Annotated in this window: 12 protein-coding genes; 5 read left to right on the forward strand and 7 right to left on the reverse strand. The window is 63.6% G+C overall.

Features of this window, described 5'->3' with window-relative positions:
* Positions 1-45: 45 nt before the first annotated feature.
* Positions 46-2,412 (reverse strand): xanthine dehydrogenase molybdopterin binding subunit, encoded by a 2,367-nt coding sequence (gene xdhB, locus ACFSNN_RS12905; RefSeq protein WP_134457055.1) that lies wholly within the window; start codon positions 2,410-2,412, stop codon positions 46-48.
* 33 nt (positions 2,413-2,445) lie between these two features.
* On the reverse strand, positions 2,446-3,969 hold the full coding sequence (gene xdhA, locus ACFSNN_RS12910) for a xanthine dehydrogenase small subunit (RefSeq protein ID WP_134457056.1): 1,524 nt from the start codon (positions 3,967-3,969) through the stop codon (positions 2,446-2,448).
* A gap of 390 nt (positions 3,970-4,359) precedes the next feature.
* On the opposite strand from xdhA, the gene ACFSNN_RS12915 reads away from it, so the two are divergent.
* Positions 4,360-5,571 (forward strand): MFS transporter, encoded by a 1,212-nt coding sequence (locus ACFSNN_RS12915; RefSeq protein WP_134457057.1) that lies wholly within the window; start codon positions 4,360-4,362, stop codon positions 5,569-5,571.
* A gap of 188 nt (positions 5,572-5,759) precedes the next feature.
* On the opposite strand, the gene ACFSNN_RS12920 is transcribed toward ACFSNN_RS12915, so the two are convergent.
* The 4 genes from ACFSNN_RS12920 to aspT (ACFSNN_RS12935) all read right to left on the reverse strand — a co-directional run bounded on the left by ACFSNN_RS12920 (position 5,760) and on the right by aspT (ACFSNN_RS12935) (position 12,429).
* Positions 5,760-6,998 carry a pyridoxal-phosphate-dependent aminotransferase family protein gene (locus ACFSNN_RS12920; protein WP_134457058.1) on the reverse strand — a complete coding sequence of 413 codons (1,239 nt, stop codon included), beginning with the start codon at positions 6,996-6,998 and terminating at the stop codon, positions 5,760-5,762.
* 165 nt (positions 6,999-7,163) lie between these two features.
* Entirely contained in the window at positions 7,164-8,828 is a 1,665-nt protein-coding gene (locus ACFSNN_RS12925) for a bifunctional aspartate transaminase/aspartate 4-decarboxylase (protein ID WP_134457059.1), read from the reverse strand.
* An 89-nt stretch (positions 8,829-8,917) separates the two neighbouring features.
* Entirely contained in the window at positions 8,918-10,600 is a 1,683-nt protein-coding gene (gene aspT / locus ACFSNN_RS12930; protein WP_134457060.1) for an aspartate-alanine antiporter, read from the reverse strand.
* 146 nt (positions 10,601-10,746) lie between these two features.
* Positions 10,747-12,429 (reverse strand): aspartate-alanine antiporter, encoded by a 1,683-nt coding sequence (gene aspT, locus ACFSNN_RS12935; RefSeq protein ID WP_134457061.1) that lies wholly within the window; start codon positions 12,427-12,429, stop codon positions 10,747-10,749.
* Between the two features lie 525 nt (positions 12,430-12,954).
* Between aspT (ACFSNN_RS12935) and ACFSNN_RS12940 the strand changes: the two genes are divergently transcribed.
* A complete protein-coding gene (locus tag ACFSNN_RS12940; RefSeq protein WP_134457062.1) occupies positions 12,955-13,953 on the forward strand; it encodes a 2-hydroxyacid dehydrogenase in 999 nt (332 codons plus the stop codon).
* Here ACFSNN_RS12940 and ACFSNN_RS12945 read toward each other — a convergent pair.
* Positions 13,950-14,564 (reverse strand): plasmid fertility inhibition factor family protein, encoded by a 615-nt coding sequence (locus ACFSNN_RS12945; RefSeq protein WP_134457063.1) that lies wholly within the window; start codon positions 14,562-14,564, stop codon positions 13,950-13,952. The two genes, ACFSNN_RS12940 and ACFSNN_RS12945, sit on opposite strands and share 4 nt — an antisense overlap.
* 92 nt (positions 14,565-14,656) lie before the next feature.
* On the opposite strand from ACFSNN_RS12945, the gene ACFSNN_RS12950 reads away from it, so the two are divergent.
* The 3 genes from ACFSNN_RS12950 (at position 14,657) to ACFSNN_RS12960 (ending at position 18,076) form a co-directional block, all read left to right on the forward strand.
* Positions 14,657-15,481 (forward strand): crotonase/enoyl-CoA hydratase family protein, encoded by an 825-nt coding sequence (locus ACFSNN_RS12950; RefSeq protein WP_134457064.1) that lies wholly within the window; start codon positions 14,657-14,659, stop codon positions 15,479-15,481.
* 192 nt (positions 15,482-15,673) lie between these two features.
* A complete protein-coding gene (locus ACFSNN_RS12955; protein ID WP_134457065.1) occupies positions 15,674-16,840 on the forward strand; it encodes an MFS transporter in 1,167 nt (388 codons plus the stop codon).
* A 75-nt stretch (positions 16,841-16,915) separates the two neighbouring features.
* Positions 16,916-18,076, forward strand: coding sequence for an MFS transporter (locus ACFSNN_RS12960; protein WP_134457066.1), 1,161 nt, complete (start codon positions 16,916-16,918; stop codon positions 18,074-18,076).
* The last annotated feature ends 297 nt before the right edge of the window (positions 18,077-18,373 follow it).

Below are 18,373 nucleotides of genomic sequence, written 5' to 3' on the forward strand. Positions count from 1 at the left end.
GTTCACGTGCTTCTTTCCCGGCTTATTGGCGCGCGACAGCCGCGCTTATTGACGCGCCGCTGCGGTTGCGGCCCGCACCGCGCCGACCGCCTTGAGGATTTCCTCGCTGGTCGCGGGCGCATTGAGCGGCGGATTGACCTTGTGGTCACCGACTGCCGATACCGCATCGCGCACGGCGAAGAACACCGAGAACGGCAGCAGCAGCGGCGGCTCGCCGGTTGCCTTCGAACGATGGATGCTGTCCTCCGCATTGCGGTTCTTGAAGAGACGCACGCGGAAATCGGGCGGCGTATCGTTGACGGTCGGAATCTTGTAGGTGGACGGCGCATGCGTCATCAGCTTGCCGCCCGCGTTCCACCACAGTTCTTCGGTCGTGAGCCAGCCCATGCCTTGAATGAACGCGCCTTCCACCTGGCCGACGTCGAGCGCGGGATTCAACGAAGCGCCCACGTCATGCAATGCGTCCGCGCGCAGCACGCGCATTTCGCCGGTCAGCGTATCGATCACCACTTCCGACACGGCCGCGCCGTACGAGTAGTAGTAGAACGGACGGCCTTGCAGCTTCGATTGATCCCAGTAGAGCTTGGGCGTCGCGTAGAAACCGTCTGACCAGAGTTGAATACGCGCGACATAAGCTTTCGCGATCACTTCTTCGAACGGCACGATCGCGTCACCGACCACCACGCGGTCATGCATGAAACGCACTTCCGACGCGCTCACGTTCCCCGCGCCGAAACGCTCGGCGGCAAACGCTGACAGACGTTCGCGCAACTGGCGCGCGGCGTCCTGCGCGGCCTTGCCGTTCAGATCGGAGCCTGTGGATGCCGCCGTCGCCGACGTATTGGCGATCTTGCTGGTGTCGGTCGCCGTGACGCGAATGCGGTTAAAGCCAACGCCCAGCTCATGCGCGACGACCTGCGCCACCTTGGTATTCAAACCTTGGCCCATTTCCGTGCCGCCGTGATTCACCAGCACCGAACCGTCGGTGTAGATGTGCACGAGCGCGCCGGCCTGGTTGAAGTGCGTCACGTTGAACGCGATGCCGAACTTGACCGGCGTCAGCGCCATGCCCTTCTTCAGGATTGCGTTGTTCGCGTTGAACTCGTTGATCGCCGCGCGACGTGCGCGGTATTCGCTGGTCGCTTCGAGTTCGTCGATCAACTCGTGGATCACGTTGTCTTCGACGATCTGGCCGTACGGCGTCTGGTTACGCTCCGTCTTGCCGTAGAGATTGCGGCGGCGCACGTCGAGTGAATCTTCACCCACCGAACGCGCGACGTTGTCCATGATGTACTCGATCGCGAACGCGCCTTGCGGACCGCCGAAGCCGCGGAACGCCGTGTTCGACTGCGTGTTGGTCTTGCCGCAGAAACCGTCGATCGTCACATCGGAGAGCCAATAGGCGTTGTCGAAGTGGCACAGCGCGCGCGTCATCACGGGACCGGACAGGTCGGCGGAGAAGCCGCAGCGCGAGGTCATGTCGACCGTCACGCCGTCGATCACGCCCTTGTCGTCGTAGCCGACTTCATACGTGTAGTGGAAGTCGTGGCGTTTGCCCGTGACCATCATGTCGTCGTCGCGGTCCGGACGCAGTTTCACCGGACACAGCAGCTTCCATGCGGCGAGCGCCGCGCAGCACGCAAACAGACCCGATTGCGATTCCTTGCCGCCGAAGCCGCCGCCCATGCGCCGGCACTCGATCAGCACGTTATGCGACGCCACGCCCAACGCATGCGCGACCATGTGCTGCATTTCGGTCGGGTGCTGCGTCGAACAGTAGACGTGCATGCCGTCGTCATCCTTCGGCACCGCGTACGAAATCTGGCCTTCCAGATAGAACTGCTCCTGGCCGCCGAGCAGCATTTCGCCGGCTTCGCGACGCGCGGCGCGAGCGATTTTCGTGTCCGCTTCGCCGCGCGCGAGTTTCATCGGCGGCAGCACGTGCTGGTTGGCGGCGCGCGCCTGTTGCGCCGTCAGGATCGCCGGCAGTTCCTCGTAGACGATCTCGGCGCGGCGCGCGGCGAGACGCGCGGTGTCATGCGATGTCGCGACTACGATAAAGATCGGCTGGCCGATGTATTGCACGAGGCCGTCGGCGAGAATCGGATCGTCGCCGTGGATGATCGGACCGACGTCGTTGACGCCCGGGATGTCGTCAGCGGTGAAGATCGCGACCACGCCCGGCGTGGCGCGCACTTTGTCGAGCGATATCGAGACGATCTTCGCATGCGCTTTCGACGACAAACCGAGCGCGGCGTGCAGCGTGCCGGCGAGCGTTGGGATGTCGTCGGTGTAGGTCGCGCGGCCGCTCACGTGCAAATGCGCGGACTCGTGCGGACGTGAGACGTGGACCTGCGTGAAGTCGTCGAGCTCCTTGAGGTCTTTCAGGAACGGTTCGGCGTGCTGATTCATTGTGTGTGTTCTCCATATCCGTTGGGCTTCTGCTTAGACGCCTGCAGGCGCGCACGCCGCGGCAACCGCGCGCACATCGAGCGCGCTCTTGGGCAGCGGATTGTTCGGCCGCGTTTCGAGCCAGAAGCGGTACAGCGTGTTCTTCGCCGATTCGAGGCGATAGTTGCTGGTCGCGCGCATGTCCGAGAGCGGCGCGTAGTCGTTGCCGAGCGCGAGCATTGCGGCTTGTGCCGTGGCTTCGTGCCATTCGGCATCGCGCAACACGGCTTCGGCGTGCGAAGCGCGTTTGGACGTGGCCGCCATGCCGCCGAACGCGATGCGCGGTTCGCGAATCACGTTGCCGTCCGCGATGAACGAGAACGCGGCGCACACCGCCGAGATATCCGAATCGAAACGCTTCGAGAGTTTGTAAGAGCGGAACTGCAGGTTCTTGCGAACGCCAGTGCGCGACGGCACTTTCAGGCCGACGACGAACTCATGCTCCGCCATGTCCTTCTTCTGATACGCGAGGTACAGGTCTTCGAGCGGCATTTCGCGCTCGATCTCGCCGCCCCGCACGATCACGCGCGCGCCGAGGGCGATCAGGCCCGGCATCGAATCGCCGATCGGCGAACCGTTGGCGATATTGCCGCCGAGCGTGCCGGCGTTGCGAATCGGCAGCGACGCGAAGCGCTGCTGCATTTCGAGCAGTTCCGGGTACTGCTTGACGATTTCCGTGTAGGCCTTTTCGACGCTCACGCCAGCGCCGATCTCGATCCATTCGTCGTTGGTTTCGAGCTTCTGCAACTCGACGATCTGCCCGACATACACGATGTTGCCGAGGTCGCGCATCATCTTCGTGACCCACAGGCCGATGTCCGTGCTGCCGGCGAGAATGCGCGTAGCCGGTTCGGCTTCCTTGATCTTCGCGAGCGCCTCGACCGTGCGCGGCGCGTCGAACTGCTGGCCGGCGTGCTGGTAGTGGAAGGTGTCCTTGCGCTCGATCGTAGCGAGCGTTTTCGACAGCGCCTCGATGTCGACCGGCGCTTTAGGCGCGGGCGCTTCGAACATGCGCACCGCCGCGTCGACGATCGGACGATAGCCTGTGCAGCGGCACAGGTTGCCGGTCAGCGCGTTGCTGATCGCGTCGCGCGACGGCACGGTCTTGTTCGCGCAGCTATGTTCATGGCCGTGCTTTTCGTACAGCGACCACATCGACATGATGAATCCCGGCGTGCAAAAGCCGCACTGCGAGCCGTGGCACTCCACCATCGCTTCCTGCACCGGATGCAGCGAGCCGTCCGGCTGGCGCAGGTCCTCGACCGTGTAGAGCGCTTTGCCGTCGAGCGTCGGCACGAACTGGATGCAGGCGTTGACTGCCTTGAAGTCGACGCCGCCTGCCTCGTTGCGCTCGCCGATCACAACCGTGCACGCGCCGCAATCGCCTTCGGCGCAGCCTTCCTTGGTGCCCGTGCAATGCGCGTCTTCGCGCAGATATTGCAGGACGGTGCGGGTGACGGGCGCGTCCTTGATCTCGCGGATCGCGTTGCGGTGGTAGAAGCGAATCGGCTCAGTCATGTCTCGTTACTCTCGAATGTTCTGTGTCCGTGGGGACCTGCAGCAGTGATGGTTCGAAAACTATCACCGTCAATAAATACAACCCATAGCTCGGATCGCATGCGGGACATATCCGCGAAAAGATATCGAGATGAGTTTGGGAGTCGGCTGGCTTATGGTCATTAGGGCGTTTCGCTGTGTTTTTAAATTTAATGCGGCATAACGGACATTTTAGATCGCGGTAGTTTGGCCGATCGAGCTCAAAAATTAGGCATCGAAGGGGCAAAAACGGACCACTATATGGTTCCCGGAGCAGCTTTTCGTCCGACGAATTATTAAGCAAGTCCTGCAAGAGAATCGGTTCCATGGGAAAATCACGCCTTCCCGCCGATTTCAAGTCTCGTTTTCCCCATGTCCACCGACTCAGCGACACCTCGCAGCGAATTTGCGACGACCATGCAGATCATTCCGGTCGTCTTTTTCACGTTTCTTTGCTATCTGACGATCGGAATTCCGCTTGCGGTGCTGCCGGGCTACGTCCACGACGACTTGGGTTACAGCGCCGTGCTGGCCGGCGCGGCAATCAGCGTGCAGTATCTGGCGACGCTGGCGTCGCGGCCTCTGGCCGGCCGCTCCGCGGATACGTTGGGGCCGAAGCGGACTGTGACGATCGGTTTGCTGGGTTGTGGCGCGAGTGGGGTTTTGTTGCTGCTGGCTGTGCTGTGTGGGCGCTGGCCGGTGGTAAGTCTTGGGCTTTTGGTCTGCAGCCGTCTTGTGTTGGGCTTCGGCGAGAGCCTGTGCGGCACGGGTGCGATTCTGTGGGGCATCGGCCGGGTCGGCACTAGCAACAATGCTCGGGTGATCTCGTGGAACGGCATCGCCACTTACGGCGCGCTGGCGGTCGGTGCGCCGCTCGGCGTCGCCATCGCGCATACGGTGGGCTTTGCCGCGCTGGGCATTATGGTGATTATGCTGGCGGCGCTAGGCTTCTACCTCGCCCGCCCGATCGCACCGGTGCCCATCGTGCACGGCGAGCGCATGTCGTACCGCAGCGTTTTCACACGCGTACTGCCGCACGGCCTTGGTCTTGCGCTCGGCTCAGCCGGCTTCGGCTCCATTGCTACCTTCATCACGCTGTTTTATGCCGCGAAGCATTGGCCGAACGCGGCGTTGTCGCTAACGGTCTTCGGCACGCTGTTCATCGGCGCGCGCCTGCTGTTCGCCAATACGATCAAAACCTACGGCGGCTTCCGCGTCGCGATCGCTTCGTTTTCGTTCGAATGTGCCGGCCTGCTGATGCTGTGGCTCGCGCCCGAACCGCATATCGCGCTGGCCGGTGCGGCGCTGACCGGCTTCGGCTTCGCGCTGGTGTTCCCAGCGCTCGGCGTGGAAGCAGTCGGACTCGTGCCGCCGGCAAGCCGCGGCGCAGCCTTGTCGGCGTACTCGGTGTTTCTCGATCTGTCGCTGGGGATTACCGGTCCGCTGGCCGGCTACATTGCCGGCGAGTTCGGTTACGCGCAGGTGTTTCTGTTCGCGGCGGTTGCGTCTGCCGCCGCGGTCGGCCTCTCGACCATGCTTTATCTGCGCAATGCGCGGGCGCCGGGTTCGCCTGCGATAACCTGAATTCGCGCGAGAGCCACGAGCGCGAGGCGCGCGATCAATCGTTCAACGCCTCGCTGCTTCATGCCCGCCAGTCGCCGTTCAAGCCTTCGTGTAAAACATCACACCACATCGGCGCGCAGTTGCGTGAAGCGCAATCCGCGGCACGCAGCACACGCGACGCGATGCGCCCCGCCGCGTGACGACCGCTGTCAGCGCGCGACCGCGCGCGCACCGCCGGACAACGATTTCTCCAACGCCGCCACACCGGCCGGCAGATCGACCGCCGAGCCGAGATCCACCATCGTGCGGCCGAGCGCGTGCAGTGTCCTGAACAGATTGTGCTCGCGGCACTGCTCGCCCATCTGGCCGATGCGCACGATCGGCAATCCGAACGAGCCCGAAATCTCCACCTGATGATGCCGCGAGATATGCCCGCAAATATCGCCAGGGCTCGAACCGGCCGGCACTTCGATCCCGACCACCGAGTTCAGCCGGCAAGCCTGCGGCGCGTATAGCTTGAGCCCGAGCGCGGCGATCCCTTCCTGCAGCGCCAGCGAGCACTTCAGATGCCGCGCAAAACGCTTCTCAAGCGTCTCCGCGCATACGAGCCGCAGCGCCTCGTGCAACGCCAGCACGCCGGACACCGGCGCCGTGTAGTGATAGCCCGCGTTGTGCCAGAAGTTCTCCGCCAGCGACGCGTCCAGACACCAGTGCGCATTCGGCGCCGTGCGCGTTTTCACACGCTCCCAGGCCGCGTCGGAAAACGCGATCAGCGAGACGCCCGGAATCGACGACAAGCCCTTCTGCCCGCCCGTGATCACCGCGTCGATGCCCCATGCGTCCATTTCGAGCGGCATGGTGCTCAACGTGCACACCGCATCGACGACGACCAGCGCGCCCGCCGCCTTGGCAAGCGCGGCGATGTCCTTCAGGTGGTAATTCCACACTGTATTCGACGTCTCGCCCTGCACCACCGTTACGACTTCAGGGCGCTCGCGGCGAATCGCCTCGGCCACTTCGTCGAGACTCGCTACCGCTCCGTCCGCGACGTCGAGCACGCTCACGTGCGCGCCGACACGCCGCCCCATTTCGGCCATCCGTTCGCTGAAAAAGCCGTTCTTGATGGACAGCACGCGCGTGCCTTCCCACGCCAGGTTGGAGATTGCCATTTCCATCGCGGCCGAGCCCGGACCCGCTACGCCCAGCACCCATTTCGAATTGGTCTGGAACACGTAGCGCGCCATCGTCTTGACCTGGCCGATCACCTTCACCATCGTGCCGCCCAGGTGATTGATGACGATGGTATTGGCCTTGGCGACGGCCGCGGGAATCGGCACGGGGCCGGCGCCCATCATCAGAAGCGGCTCTTCTGGAAGAATGGCGTCGAGCGATTCGACAACCGGACAGGGCACTACGGAAGCAGCGGAAGTGAATGAGGAAGTCGGCATGATGATCGGTACGTGAATAACGGAACGCCAGGGAGCAAACGGCCTCGCCGACAGTGACGCCGGCGAGGCCGCGTGTCCGATCATTCACCGATCCGCGCGATTGCGCAAGTTTTTTGACTGTGCTTCTGTGCGCGAAATTTCGTTCAGCATCCGCGCAAATGACAGTTATTTAACCTTGGTCTTGTCGAGATTCTTGCCGGTCGCGGCATTGAAGCGCTCCACCAGTTCCTCGATCAGCTTGCGCATGGCGCGGCCAATCTGCCGATAGTCCGACTCGTTGAGGTTCGCGAGCGACACCCGTCCCGAAGGATGTTGCGTGCCGAAGCCAAGGCCCGGCAGCAGCACCACGCGTGCTTCGCGCGCGAGACGGAACAGCAGTTCGGAAGGCTCCGTGTTCTTCAGCAGCCAATCGACGAACTCGCGTCCGAACATCTTCTCGCCCAGGAATTCGACGTCGAGAATCGTGTAGTAATCGACCTGATTCGGATCGTCGTCCTTGAACGAAATGCCGACCTCTTCGTAGAGCGCCTGCTTGCGTTTGCGGATCAGGCGCTTCAACGCGTTCTTGTATGCGTCCGGCGTGTCCATCAGCGAGAACAGTGAAAACAGTACCATCTGCACCTGTTGCGGCGTGGACAGACCCGCCGTGTGATTCAGCGCGACGGTGCGGCTGTCCGCCACCAGACGGTCGATGAACTTGAGCTTGTCCGGCTCCGTGGTGATCGACTCGTAACGTTCGTGCAACTGCTTCTTGACGTCTTTCGGCAAATCGGCAATCAGCTTGTCGAGCACGTTGTCGCGGTGCGTGGCAATTGCACCCAGACGCCAGCCGGTCGCACCGAAATACTTCGAATACGAATACACGAGAATGGTGTTCTTCGGCGCGAGCGCGAACAGCGACACGAAGTCATCCGCGAACGTGCCGTACACGTCGTCGGTCAGCAGGATCAGATCGGGCCGTTCCTTGACGATGTCGGCAATGTACCGAAGGCTTTCGTCATTCATTTTCACCGAAGGCGGATTGCTCGGATTCACGAGGAAGAACGCCTTCACCTTCGGATCGCGCAGCTTGTCGAGTTCCTTCTTCGAATACTGCCAGCCGTTCGCGACGTCGGCTTCGAGATTCACCACGTTGAGCCTGTAATCGTTCAGGCGCGGAATCTCGATGTACGGCGTGAAGATCGGCATGCCGAGCGCGATGGTGTCGCCGGCCTTGATCAGGTGATTCTCGCGCATCGTGTTGAAGATGTACGTCATCGCCGCCGTGCCGCCTTCCACCGCGAACACGTCGAACTCGCCGACAAAAGGATGGTCGCCAATCATCTCTTTGCGCAGATACTGCCCGACAATCAGTTCGGACAGCTTAAGCATGCGGTCCGGCACCGGATAGTTCGACGCGAGAATGCCCTCGCACATTTCATAGAGAAAGTCGCCCGCCGAGTATCCCAACTGGTCGCGCACATACGACACCGCGCCGCGCAGGAAGTCGATGCCCGCCACACCCTTGTTTTCGCGCAGGAACAGATCAAAGCGCTCTTCGAGGCCATCGCGTCGCGGAAAGCCGCCCACGCCTTCCGGCATGTAGGCAAACGAGCGCTCCGATTCGCGCATCGCAAAGAGGCCGAGTTGCCAGAAGCCGTGGCGCGGAATCGTCGCCAGAAAATTGGGGTTGCCGCGGCCGGCGTTGAGCATCGATGCATTGGCGGGCCGCTCCACGGCGCCGCCCCCGGCCGCCTTGATCAACTCGTCCTTCAACTCGAACGGGCTGAGCGCGGCCATGCCTGCTTGTGCCATATCTGCATGCTTCTTGTCGCCCTTCTCTTTTGCCATGATGCGTTCTCCAATGAGTCAAGTGAAAGACGCCGGCGCGGCGATGATCGCTCGGTGAGCGCCGGCGCGAGAGATCGATTGCGCCCGCGCTAGACGAGCCCGACCACGAGCGGCCCGAGCAGCGTCAACGCGACGTTCGCGATGGCATACGTGATCGCGAACGGCACGGTCGGCACGGCGCTTTCCGCTTTGTCGAGCACGCCGCCGAATGCCGGATTCGCGCTGCGCGAGCCGGACAGCGCGCCGGCCAGAATGGCCGCGTTGTTGTACTTCAGCACGTAGCGGCCGAACAGCATGGTGAGCAGCAATGGAAACAGCGTGACGAACACGCCGAGCAGGAAAATCGTGATGCCGAGTTGCTTGACCGTCACCACGGCCTGCAAGCCCGAGTTAAGCCCAACCACCACCACGAATGCCGCCAGACCGAAATCCTGCAGCAGCCGCGAAGCCGCCGACGGCATCACGCCGTACATGGGATGCTTGCCGCGCATCCAGCCGAACAGCAGGCCGGCCAGCAGACAGCCGCCGCCCGATCCGAGCGTGAGCGGAATACCGCCGACGTTGATCACGATCAGCCCGATCAGCAAACCGAGCACGAGGCCGACGCCCATGTAAATGAAGTCGGTTTTGATGCTGTACGGCAACTCGTAGCCCGCGGCTTCGACGGCGCGCTTGGTGTCTTTCGGCGAACCATAGAAGGTGATGACGTCGCCGTGCTCGAGTTCGGTTTCCGGCAGGATCGGCAACGGCTGACCGGCGCGCGAAATACCCTGAATGTAGACACCGTGGCGCATATCGCGGTCCACCACTTCTCGCGCGGCGGCGATCGTGGTGTGATTCATGCCCTTGCGCGTGAACACGCCCTGGCGTGTCTGCATGACCACGCCGACGTCCTCGACGGTGGCCACTTCGCCGCCGCTCGCGCCGAATGCGACCACGGCTTCACGGCGGCCCACCACCAGCACCACGTCATCGGGCTTCAATACGAGGTCGGGCGCCGGGTCGAGTTGCTGGCCATCGCGCTTGATCCGCTCGATCGTCAACAGGTCCTGATGCTGCGTTTCGACGGCCTTCACCGTTTTCCCGGCGCTGACGTCGATCTTGTACGCGCGGCCGACCATCTCGGGCAACGCGGAAAGCTGCCCGGGCGCGACGGACGGCGCGCCTGACGTCAACTCGCGTTCCGCCTGGATCGAGGCGTCGCGCAAACTTTGGCCCATGAATTTGGGCAGAATATTCACGCACACGATGATCGCGCCCAGAGAGCCGAACACGTAGGTCACCGCGTAGGCGATCGCCACATCCGATTGCAGCGACTTGACCTGATCGGCGGGCAAGCCGAGACGCGCGATCGCGTCGCCCGCCGTGCCGATAATCGCCGATTGCGTGAGCGCACCGCCCGCGAGCCCGGCGGCAAGTCCCTTGTTCAGGTGGAACAGCTTCGCGCAGATGACCACCGTAACCAGCGCGCTGGCCGCCAGAAACACGGCCATTGCAATCTCGCGCAGCGTCTTGCGGTTCAGCGAATTGAAGAAGCCCGGCCCGGAGTCGTAGCCGACCGCGTAGATGAAGACGGCGAACATGACCGACTTCACGCCGTTATCGATCGTCACGCCCGCCTGACTGATCACGACCGCGGCCAGCAGCGACCCGCCCACGCCGCCCAACTGAAACTTGCCGAAGTTGATCTGCCCGATGAAGTAGCCGACTGCGAGCGACAGAAACAACGCAATCTCGGGTGACTTCTGAAAGATGTGATGTAGCCAGTCCATCGTGCCCTCGCTGGATAGTTTGCGATACTGAGTACTTTACCGAGTGCGCCCTGTGCACACGGAGCGCCATCGTGTCGCGCGTCGCGTGCCGCATGCCGCATCGGCCGAACGTGACATGGCGCGCCACCTCCGGCACATCTGACCGCCTAGTGGAATTTCCCGGCGAGGCCGACCACTACCGGCCCCATCAGCGGCAACAGAATGTTCGAGAGTGCATACGTGATCGTGTAGCCGATCACCGGCGTGGAATTTCCCGTGACGCCCACGAGTGCGCTGATCGCGGGCGTGCTGCATTGCTGGCCGGCAATCGCGCCGAGCAGCATGGGCGCCTCGAGCTTGAGGAACATGCGGCCGATCCACAGCGACAGCAGTCCCGGCACGAGCACCATCAGAATCCCGGCCACCGGCAACGCGAGACCGTATTCACGCACCAGCTTGATGGCGTCCGGTCCCGCCGACAGACCCACTGCCGCGATAAAAGTGGCGAGACCAAAGTCCTTGAGGATTTGCGCGGCCGCCGAAGGCAGCGAACCGATCAGCGGATACCGCGAACGGATCCAGCCGAACAGCAGCCCCGACAGCAAACAACCGCCGCCGGTGCCGAGCGCGACCGACACGCCGCCCACCCGTCCGCCGAGATGGCCGATCGCCATACCGGCCAGCACGCCCAGAGCCAGATAGACGAAGTCGGTCTTCTGCGTCGCGACGACTAGGTAGCCCAGACGCTTCACGCCGCGTTCGACATCGGCCTTTGCGCCTACCAGCGTCAGGACGTCGCCGCGATTCAGTTCGGTGCCGGGCAGCGCCGGCACCGTGGTTTCAAGCCGCGTGACCGCCGCGATGTAGACACCGCGGCCGTTTTCCGGCGTCGCCTGTTCGCGCACCTGCGCGATGGTCCGGCCGTGCAGATCGCGGCGCGTCAGCACGACATCGACCTTTTCGGCGACCACGAGGCCGAAGTCCGCGCCGCTCACTTCGTCGCCGAGACCGGCTGCGGCCGCCACGATCGCTTCACGCCGCCCCGCCAGCAGAACGATGTCGTTGGGCGCGAACGTCAGTTGCGGTTCAGCCGGCACGTCCGCGCCGTCGCGCCGCACGCGCTCGACCGTCAGGTTGAAGCCGTACTGCTGTTCGAACGCCTGGATCGTCGCGCCGGCCGCCGCGCCGACGAAAAACGCCCGCCCCACCAGCGCCGGCGCAGCCGCGCGCTGGCCCTCGCCGAACGAGCCTTCGCCGCCGAGCTTGCGCCACACGCGCTCGGCTTCGTCGCGCAGATTGACGCGCAACAGCAGCGGCGCGAACTGGCTCGTAAAGAGCACAATGGTGATCAGGCCGAACAGGTAGCTCACGCTGTACGCGGTCACGATATTGGCCTGCAGCCGGATCGTTTCCGCTTCGCCGAAGCCGAGCTTGGCGATCGCCTCGGATGCCGTGCCGATCACGGCCGATTCCGTCGCGGCGCCGGCCAGCAGACCGGCCGCGGTGCCGGCATCGAGCCGCATGACGGCCACGGCGATCATGATCAGCATCAGCACCGACACGATCTCGACCACCGACAGCAACCCGTAGCGCCAGCCACGGCCAATGTTGGCAAAGAACTGCGGCCCGCCGGTGAAGCCCAGCGCGAAGATGAACAGCGCGAAGGCGATGTTCTTCAGATCGGGGGCGATGCGCGCGCCCGTCTGGCCCAACAACAACGCGACGATCAAGGTGCCGCACACACCGCCGAGCTGAATCGGACCGATGCGGAACGAACCAATGAAATATCCAATTGCAAGGCTTGCGAACAGCGCGATCTCCGGTTGAGACCTCAGCAATTCACCGATCATGTTGGCTCGCCGATTGACGGGTTTATTAACAGGAGACTGAACAATCATTCGAAAAACTCGAATAGATTAATTCGTCGCAGTATGACGCACGCTTTACTCAACCCGCATCGTGATTGAGTGAAAATTTAATTTATGGCAATGAAATGACGCGAATTGCGCCCGAGCTGATTTGCCGCACTGCAGCGGCAGTTATTGAAACAGTCTTCCGATAGCTCGACAGTCACTCTTTCCTCGCGAAGTCGCCTTGCGCCTTGAAAAGACATCGTCTGCTGATGGCCGATTTATTACAGCATGAGCGAACATGCTTTTTTGGAACTGCTTTTTAATAAATATTGTAATTTTCTGTAGCTGTCAATATTATTTTCACCTCGCGTTCGCTTGACTTCGCAAAACAATGATTTTTAGCAAAGGTAAATGGATTGGCAATGCAGCGCGTGCGAGACGCTAACCTATATATTGGACCGCTCGGCTGCCGCGTCGTGATTCCGCGTGGTTAGTGCCGGCACGCATTCTTCGGAGCCCGACATGCGCATGATCCTGTTCAGCAGCCGCCAATACGACCGCGACACGTTCGCCGAAGCCAATGCCACGCATTGCTATGAATTGCACTGCCAGGAGTCGCACCTCGACAGCGAGACGGCCATTCTCGCGCAGGGTTACGACGTGGTGTGTCCGTTCGTCAACGACAACGTCGACGCGGTGGTCCTTGCGCGGCTTCATGCCGGCGGCACGCGCATGATCGCGCTGCGCTCGGCGGGCTTCAATCACGTCGATCTGGCCGCGGCCGAGCGCCTCGGCATCACGGTCGCGCGGGTGCCGGCCTACTCGCCGCATGCGGTGGCCGAACATGCGGTCGGCTTGATTCTGGCGCTGAACCGGCGGCTGCCACGCGCTGTCGCACGTACGCGCGAAGGCGACTTTTCGCTGCACGGTCTGCTCGGTTTCGATCTGCATGGCAAGACCGTGGGCGTGATCGGCACCGGCATGATCGGCCGCGTATTCGGGCGCATCATGGCGGGCTTCGGCATGCAGGTGCTCGCGTACGATCCCGGCGAGCCCGCCGACGATCTGCTCGCGCTCGGCGCCCGCTACGTGCCGCTCGACGCGCTGCTCGCCGGGTCCGACGTAGTCAGCCTGCATTGTCCGCTGGTGCCGGACACGTACCATCTCATCGACGGCCCCGCGCTCGCCAAGATGAAACGCGGCGCGATGCTGATCAATACGGGCCGTGGCGGCCTCGTCGAAAGCAATGCGCTGATCGGCGCCCTGAAAGATGGCCAGCTCGGCCATCTCGGGCTAGACGTGTACGAGGAAGAAAGCGGCCTGTTCTTCGAGGATCACTCGAACCTGCCGTTGCAGGACGATGTACTCGCGCGTCTTTTGATGTTCCCGAACGTGATCGTCACCGCGCATCAGGCGTTCTTCACGCGCGAGGCGATGAACGAGATCGCCCAGACCACGCTCGACAACGTCGCGGCCTGGCAAGCCGGCACGCCGCGCAACGTGGTGCGCGCGCCCGCCTAGACGCCGCCGGTGTTCAGCGGCGTCGCGCGGACCACGGTGCGCGCGTCGTCCGCCGCGCCGCAAAGTTCGCGCAGCAAGGTCGCCTCACGTTCGTGCACTTCCACTGGAAACCAGCGCGCGCCCGCATCGGCCAGATAGCGCGCACGATGCTGGCCGTTGCGAAACGCCACCACGCCTTCGCGCTCCAGTCCGAACCAGCCCAGAAGACCCGGCGCGCGACGCGTCGAGATGGTCACGTACGGCATCTGCGGAATACGCGGATTCTCCGGATCGAGAAACTCGCGAATGCCGCGCACCTTGCCCGAATGCCATTCGGCGACCGGCTTCAGCACGTAATCGGTGTTGTCGCGATCGGCGCACGCGAGCAGCTTGCGCACGTCGACGAGCACAACCTGATGGCGCGTGCCGTCCGTGACGAAGACGCGTTTCAGACGCACATGGTCGTACCATGGATGCTCTTGCAGAGGCACGGTCCAGACCGTTTCGGCACAAGCCGGCGCGGCGGCTGACGATGAATTGGACAAGGGCAAAGGCAGGCTCGATAAGCTGGCGAAAAGACGCCAGCGTGTTAGGAGAGCGCTTACGCTACGAGCCGATTGTGTAAGAAGCATGACAGACCACGGTATTAATTACTCTGCATGAGCACACTGCTCACAACCCCGCAACGAGCGGGCAGACGCTGATGACTTGTACGGTGACAACGATGATAACCACGCAAAATTTCAACGACCACGTGCGCATCGAAGCTAATCGGGATATCGGCGTGGCCACGATCGTCCTTGAGCGTCCCACGCGTCGAAATGCCGTGGATCGTCCTGTCGCCGAGGCGCTCAGCGCCGCGTTCGCCTGCTTCGAGGCGGAGCCGGCCTGGCGCGCGGCGGTGCTGTTCGGAGCGGGCGGCACCTTCTGCGCCGGCGCGGACCTGACCGCTCTCGCCGACGACACCCGCCGCAACGAACTGCACGCGGACGGCAGCGGCCCCGGTCCGATGGGACCGACGCGCACGAGCTTCAGCAAACCGGTGATTGCCGCGATTGCGGGCTATGCGGTGGCGGGCGGGCTGGAACTGGCTGCCCTGTGCGATCTGCGAGTCGTCGAAGAGGACGCGGTCCTGGGCGTGTTCTGCCGACGCGTCGGAATTCCGCTGATCGACGGCGGCACGATCCGCTTGCCGCGCTTGATCGGACTGTCACGTGCGCTGGACCTGATCCTGACCGGGCGCGCCGTGAGCGCGCAGGAAGCGCTCAGCTTCGGTCTTGCCAATCGCGTCGTACCGAAAGGCACGGCACGCGCGGCGGCCGAGCAGCTGGCCGCCGAACTGGCTGCCTTTCCGCAGGCCGCGCTGCTCGCCGACCGTCGTTCGGTGCTGGAAAACAGCATGCTCGACGATCTCGCCGAAGCATTGCGTCGTGAAGGCGCCGGCGGCTATCAAGCGGTTTTCGACGAAGGCGTGACGGGCGCGGCACACTTCGCGAGTGGTGCCGGCCGGCACGGCAGCTCGCTCGATCCCAATGGCGGCGGTCGCTAAAAACGCAGCGAGGCTCGCGATCGACAGCGGCTTTCTGCAAAAAACAACATCCGTGCCGACGATCAGCAAGCCCGATTTGACTTAGGTAGAATCCCCTACTGTTTTACCCCTGTACGGCGCACGCGTTTTCGCCCCGAAAATGCGCGCCGGCCGCGCGACGCTTCCCGTCGCGCCGATTCACGCTCTTTCGCCATGCCCTTACCCCTGCTTGCTCTTGCCGTTGCCGCGTTTGGAATCGGTACCACCGAGTTCGTGATCATGGGGCTGCTGCCCGATGTCGCGCGCGACCTGTCCGTGTCGATCCCGGCGGCCGGCATGCTGGTGTCGGCGTACGCGCTCGGCGTCACCATCGGCGCGCCGATCGTCGCGATCGCGGTCGCCAACATGCCGCGCAAAAAGGCGCTGATGAGCCTGATCGGCGTGTTCATCGTCGGCAATCTGCTGTGCGCGGTGGCGCCGGGCTACGCGGTGCTGATGGCCGCGCGCATCGTGACGGCGTTCTGCCATGGCGCGTTCTTCGGCATCGGCTCGGTGGTGGCTGCGGGCCTCGTCGCGCCGAACCGCCGCGCGCAAGCCATCGCGTTGATGTTCACGGGCCTCACGCTCGCCAACGTGCTGGGCGTGCCGCTCGGCACCGCGCTCGGCCAGGCGGTCGGCTGGCGCGCCACCTTCTGGGCGGTGACGGGCATCGGCGTCGTCGCGGCGGCCGCGCTCGCCGTGTGCCTGCCGGCGAAGATCGAGATGCAGAAGGCCAGCCTCGTGCGCGAATTCAGCGTGTTGAAGAACCCGCAAGTGTTGATGGTGCTCGGCATCAGCGTGCTGGCGTCGGCGAGCCTCTTTTCCACCTTCACCTACATCACGCCGATTCTCGAAGACGTGACCGGCTTCACACCGCACGCCGTCACGCTCGTGTTGCTGCTGTTCGGCCTCGGCCTGACGGTGGGCAGCACGCTCGGCGGCAAGCTCGCGGACTGGCGGCTGATGCCTTCGCTGGTGGCGTTCCTGCTGGCGATCGTCGTGATTCTGACCATCTTCACCGGCACCATGCACGCGGAGATCCCGGCGATGATCACGATTTTCGTGTGGGGCATTCTGGCCTTCGCGATCGTGCCGCCGCTGCAAATGCTGATCGTCGACCGCGCGAGCCATGCGCCGAATCTGGCCTCGACCTTGAATCAGGGCGCCTTCAACCTCGGCAATGCGACGGGCGCCTGGCTCGGCGGCATGGCGATCGGCGCCGGCGCACCGCTCACCACGCTGCCGTGGGTCGGCGTGGCGACGTCGATCGGCGCGCTGGTGCTGACGCTGTGGTCGGTGTCGATTGACCGGCGTGCGCAACGCATGGCGATGGCGGGTTAAGCGCCCCTCTCTCCGCGGTCCTCTCAGACCGCACGCAGGTGCGGTCGACTCACGGCCGTAGTAGCATCTCGGCCGATGAAAGTCATCTTCACTCGCGATTTCCTCGCTTTGATCCTGAGCGTCGCCGTCGTCGGACTCGGCAGCGGCGCGACGCTTCCCCTCACCGCCCTCGCGCTCACGCAAGCGGGCTACGGCACCGACGTGGTCGGCCTGCTGACCGCCGCGCAAGCGGGCGGCGGGCTCGTCATCGTGCCGCTCGCGGGATGGATCGCCGCGCGTTTCGGCGGCCGCCAGGTGATCGTCGGCGCGGTGCTCGTGGTGGCGTTCGCCACCGCGTTGATGCAACTCACCTCCAACCTGTGGCTGTGGGCCGTGCTGCGCGTGCTGTGCGGCGCCGCGCTGATGCTCCTCTTCACGATCGGCGAAGCCTGGGTCAACCAGTTGGCCGACGACGCCGCGCGCGGCCGCGTCATCGCTATCTACGCGACCAACTTCACGCTGTTCCAGATGGCCGGTCCGGTGCTGGTGAGTCAGATTGCCGGCTTCGCGCCATGGCGCTTCCTGATTTGCGGCGTGATCTTCCTGCTGGCCCTGCCGATGCTCTCCACGATCCGCAAGACGCCGCAAGCATCCGAGGACGAGCACGCGGCGCACGGCAGTTGGCGTCATGTTTTACCGCAAATGCCCGCGCTCGTGATCGGCACCGGCTTCTTCGCGTTGTTCGACACGATCGCGCTTTCGCTGCTGCCGCTCTTCGCCATGTCGCACGGCATTTCGAGCGAGGTGGCCGTGCTGTTCGCGTCGGCGTTGTTGCTCGGCGATACGACGATGCAATTTCCGATCGGCTGGCTTGCCGACCGGCTTGGACGAGAGCGCGTGCATATCGGTTGCGGTGTGGTCGTCGTGGCGCTGCTGCCCTTGCTCCCGTGGGCCATCGCCTCGCCTTGGCTGTGCTGGCCGCTGCTATATGTGCTCGGCGCGGCAGCCGGTGCGATTTATACGCTGTCGCTGGTTGCCTGCGGCGAACGCTTTCGCGGTGTCGCATTGGTGTCCGCGAGTTCGCTGGTGGGCGCGTCGTGGAGCGCGGCGAGCTTCGGCGGGCCGCTGGTGGCTGGGGCGTTGATGAAGGGCGTCGGGAATGACGCGATGGTCGGTGTGTTGCTCGTCGCCGCGTTGGCGTTTCTGGCGGCCGTTTGGTGGGAAAGACGGCGGGTGACGGTGCGGGTCGCGGGTTGATCGGCTGATCTTCGTGCAGCACTGCGGCGTCGGCAGCGATGCGATCGCCGACGTGCCGCTCTCCGCTGCTTTGGCGTTTTTTGCGGCAGCTTTGAGAGAGGCGGCGGGTGCGGGTCGCGAGGTTGGATCGCGGCTCACAGTTGGCGGTTCGCCAGTCGCCGATAGCCGCTCGCCGCTCGCCGCTCGATCGACAGTCTCTGGCACGGGCGCAAGATGATGCGCAAACAACAAAACGGGGAAGCCACTATCGCGGCTTCGCCGTTCTCGTCATGCACGCTGCGAGCGCGTCGCCCGCTA

Source organism: Paraburkholderia dipogonis (genome assembly GCF_042680985.1).
In the GTDB taxonomy this organism is placed as follows: Bacteria; Pseudomonadota; Gammaproteobacteria; order Burkholderiales; family Burkholderiaceae; genus Paraburkholderia; species Paraburkholderia phytofirmans.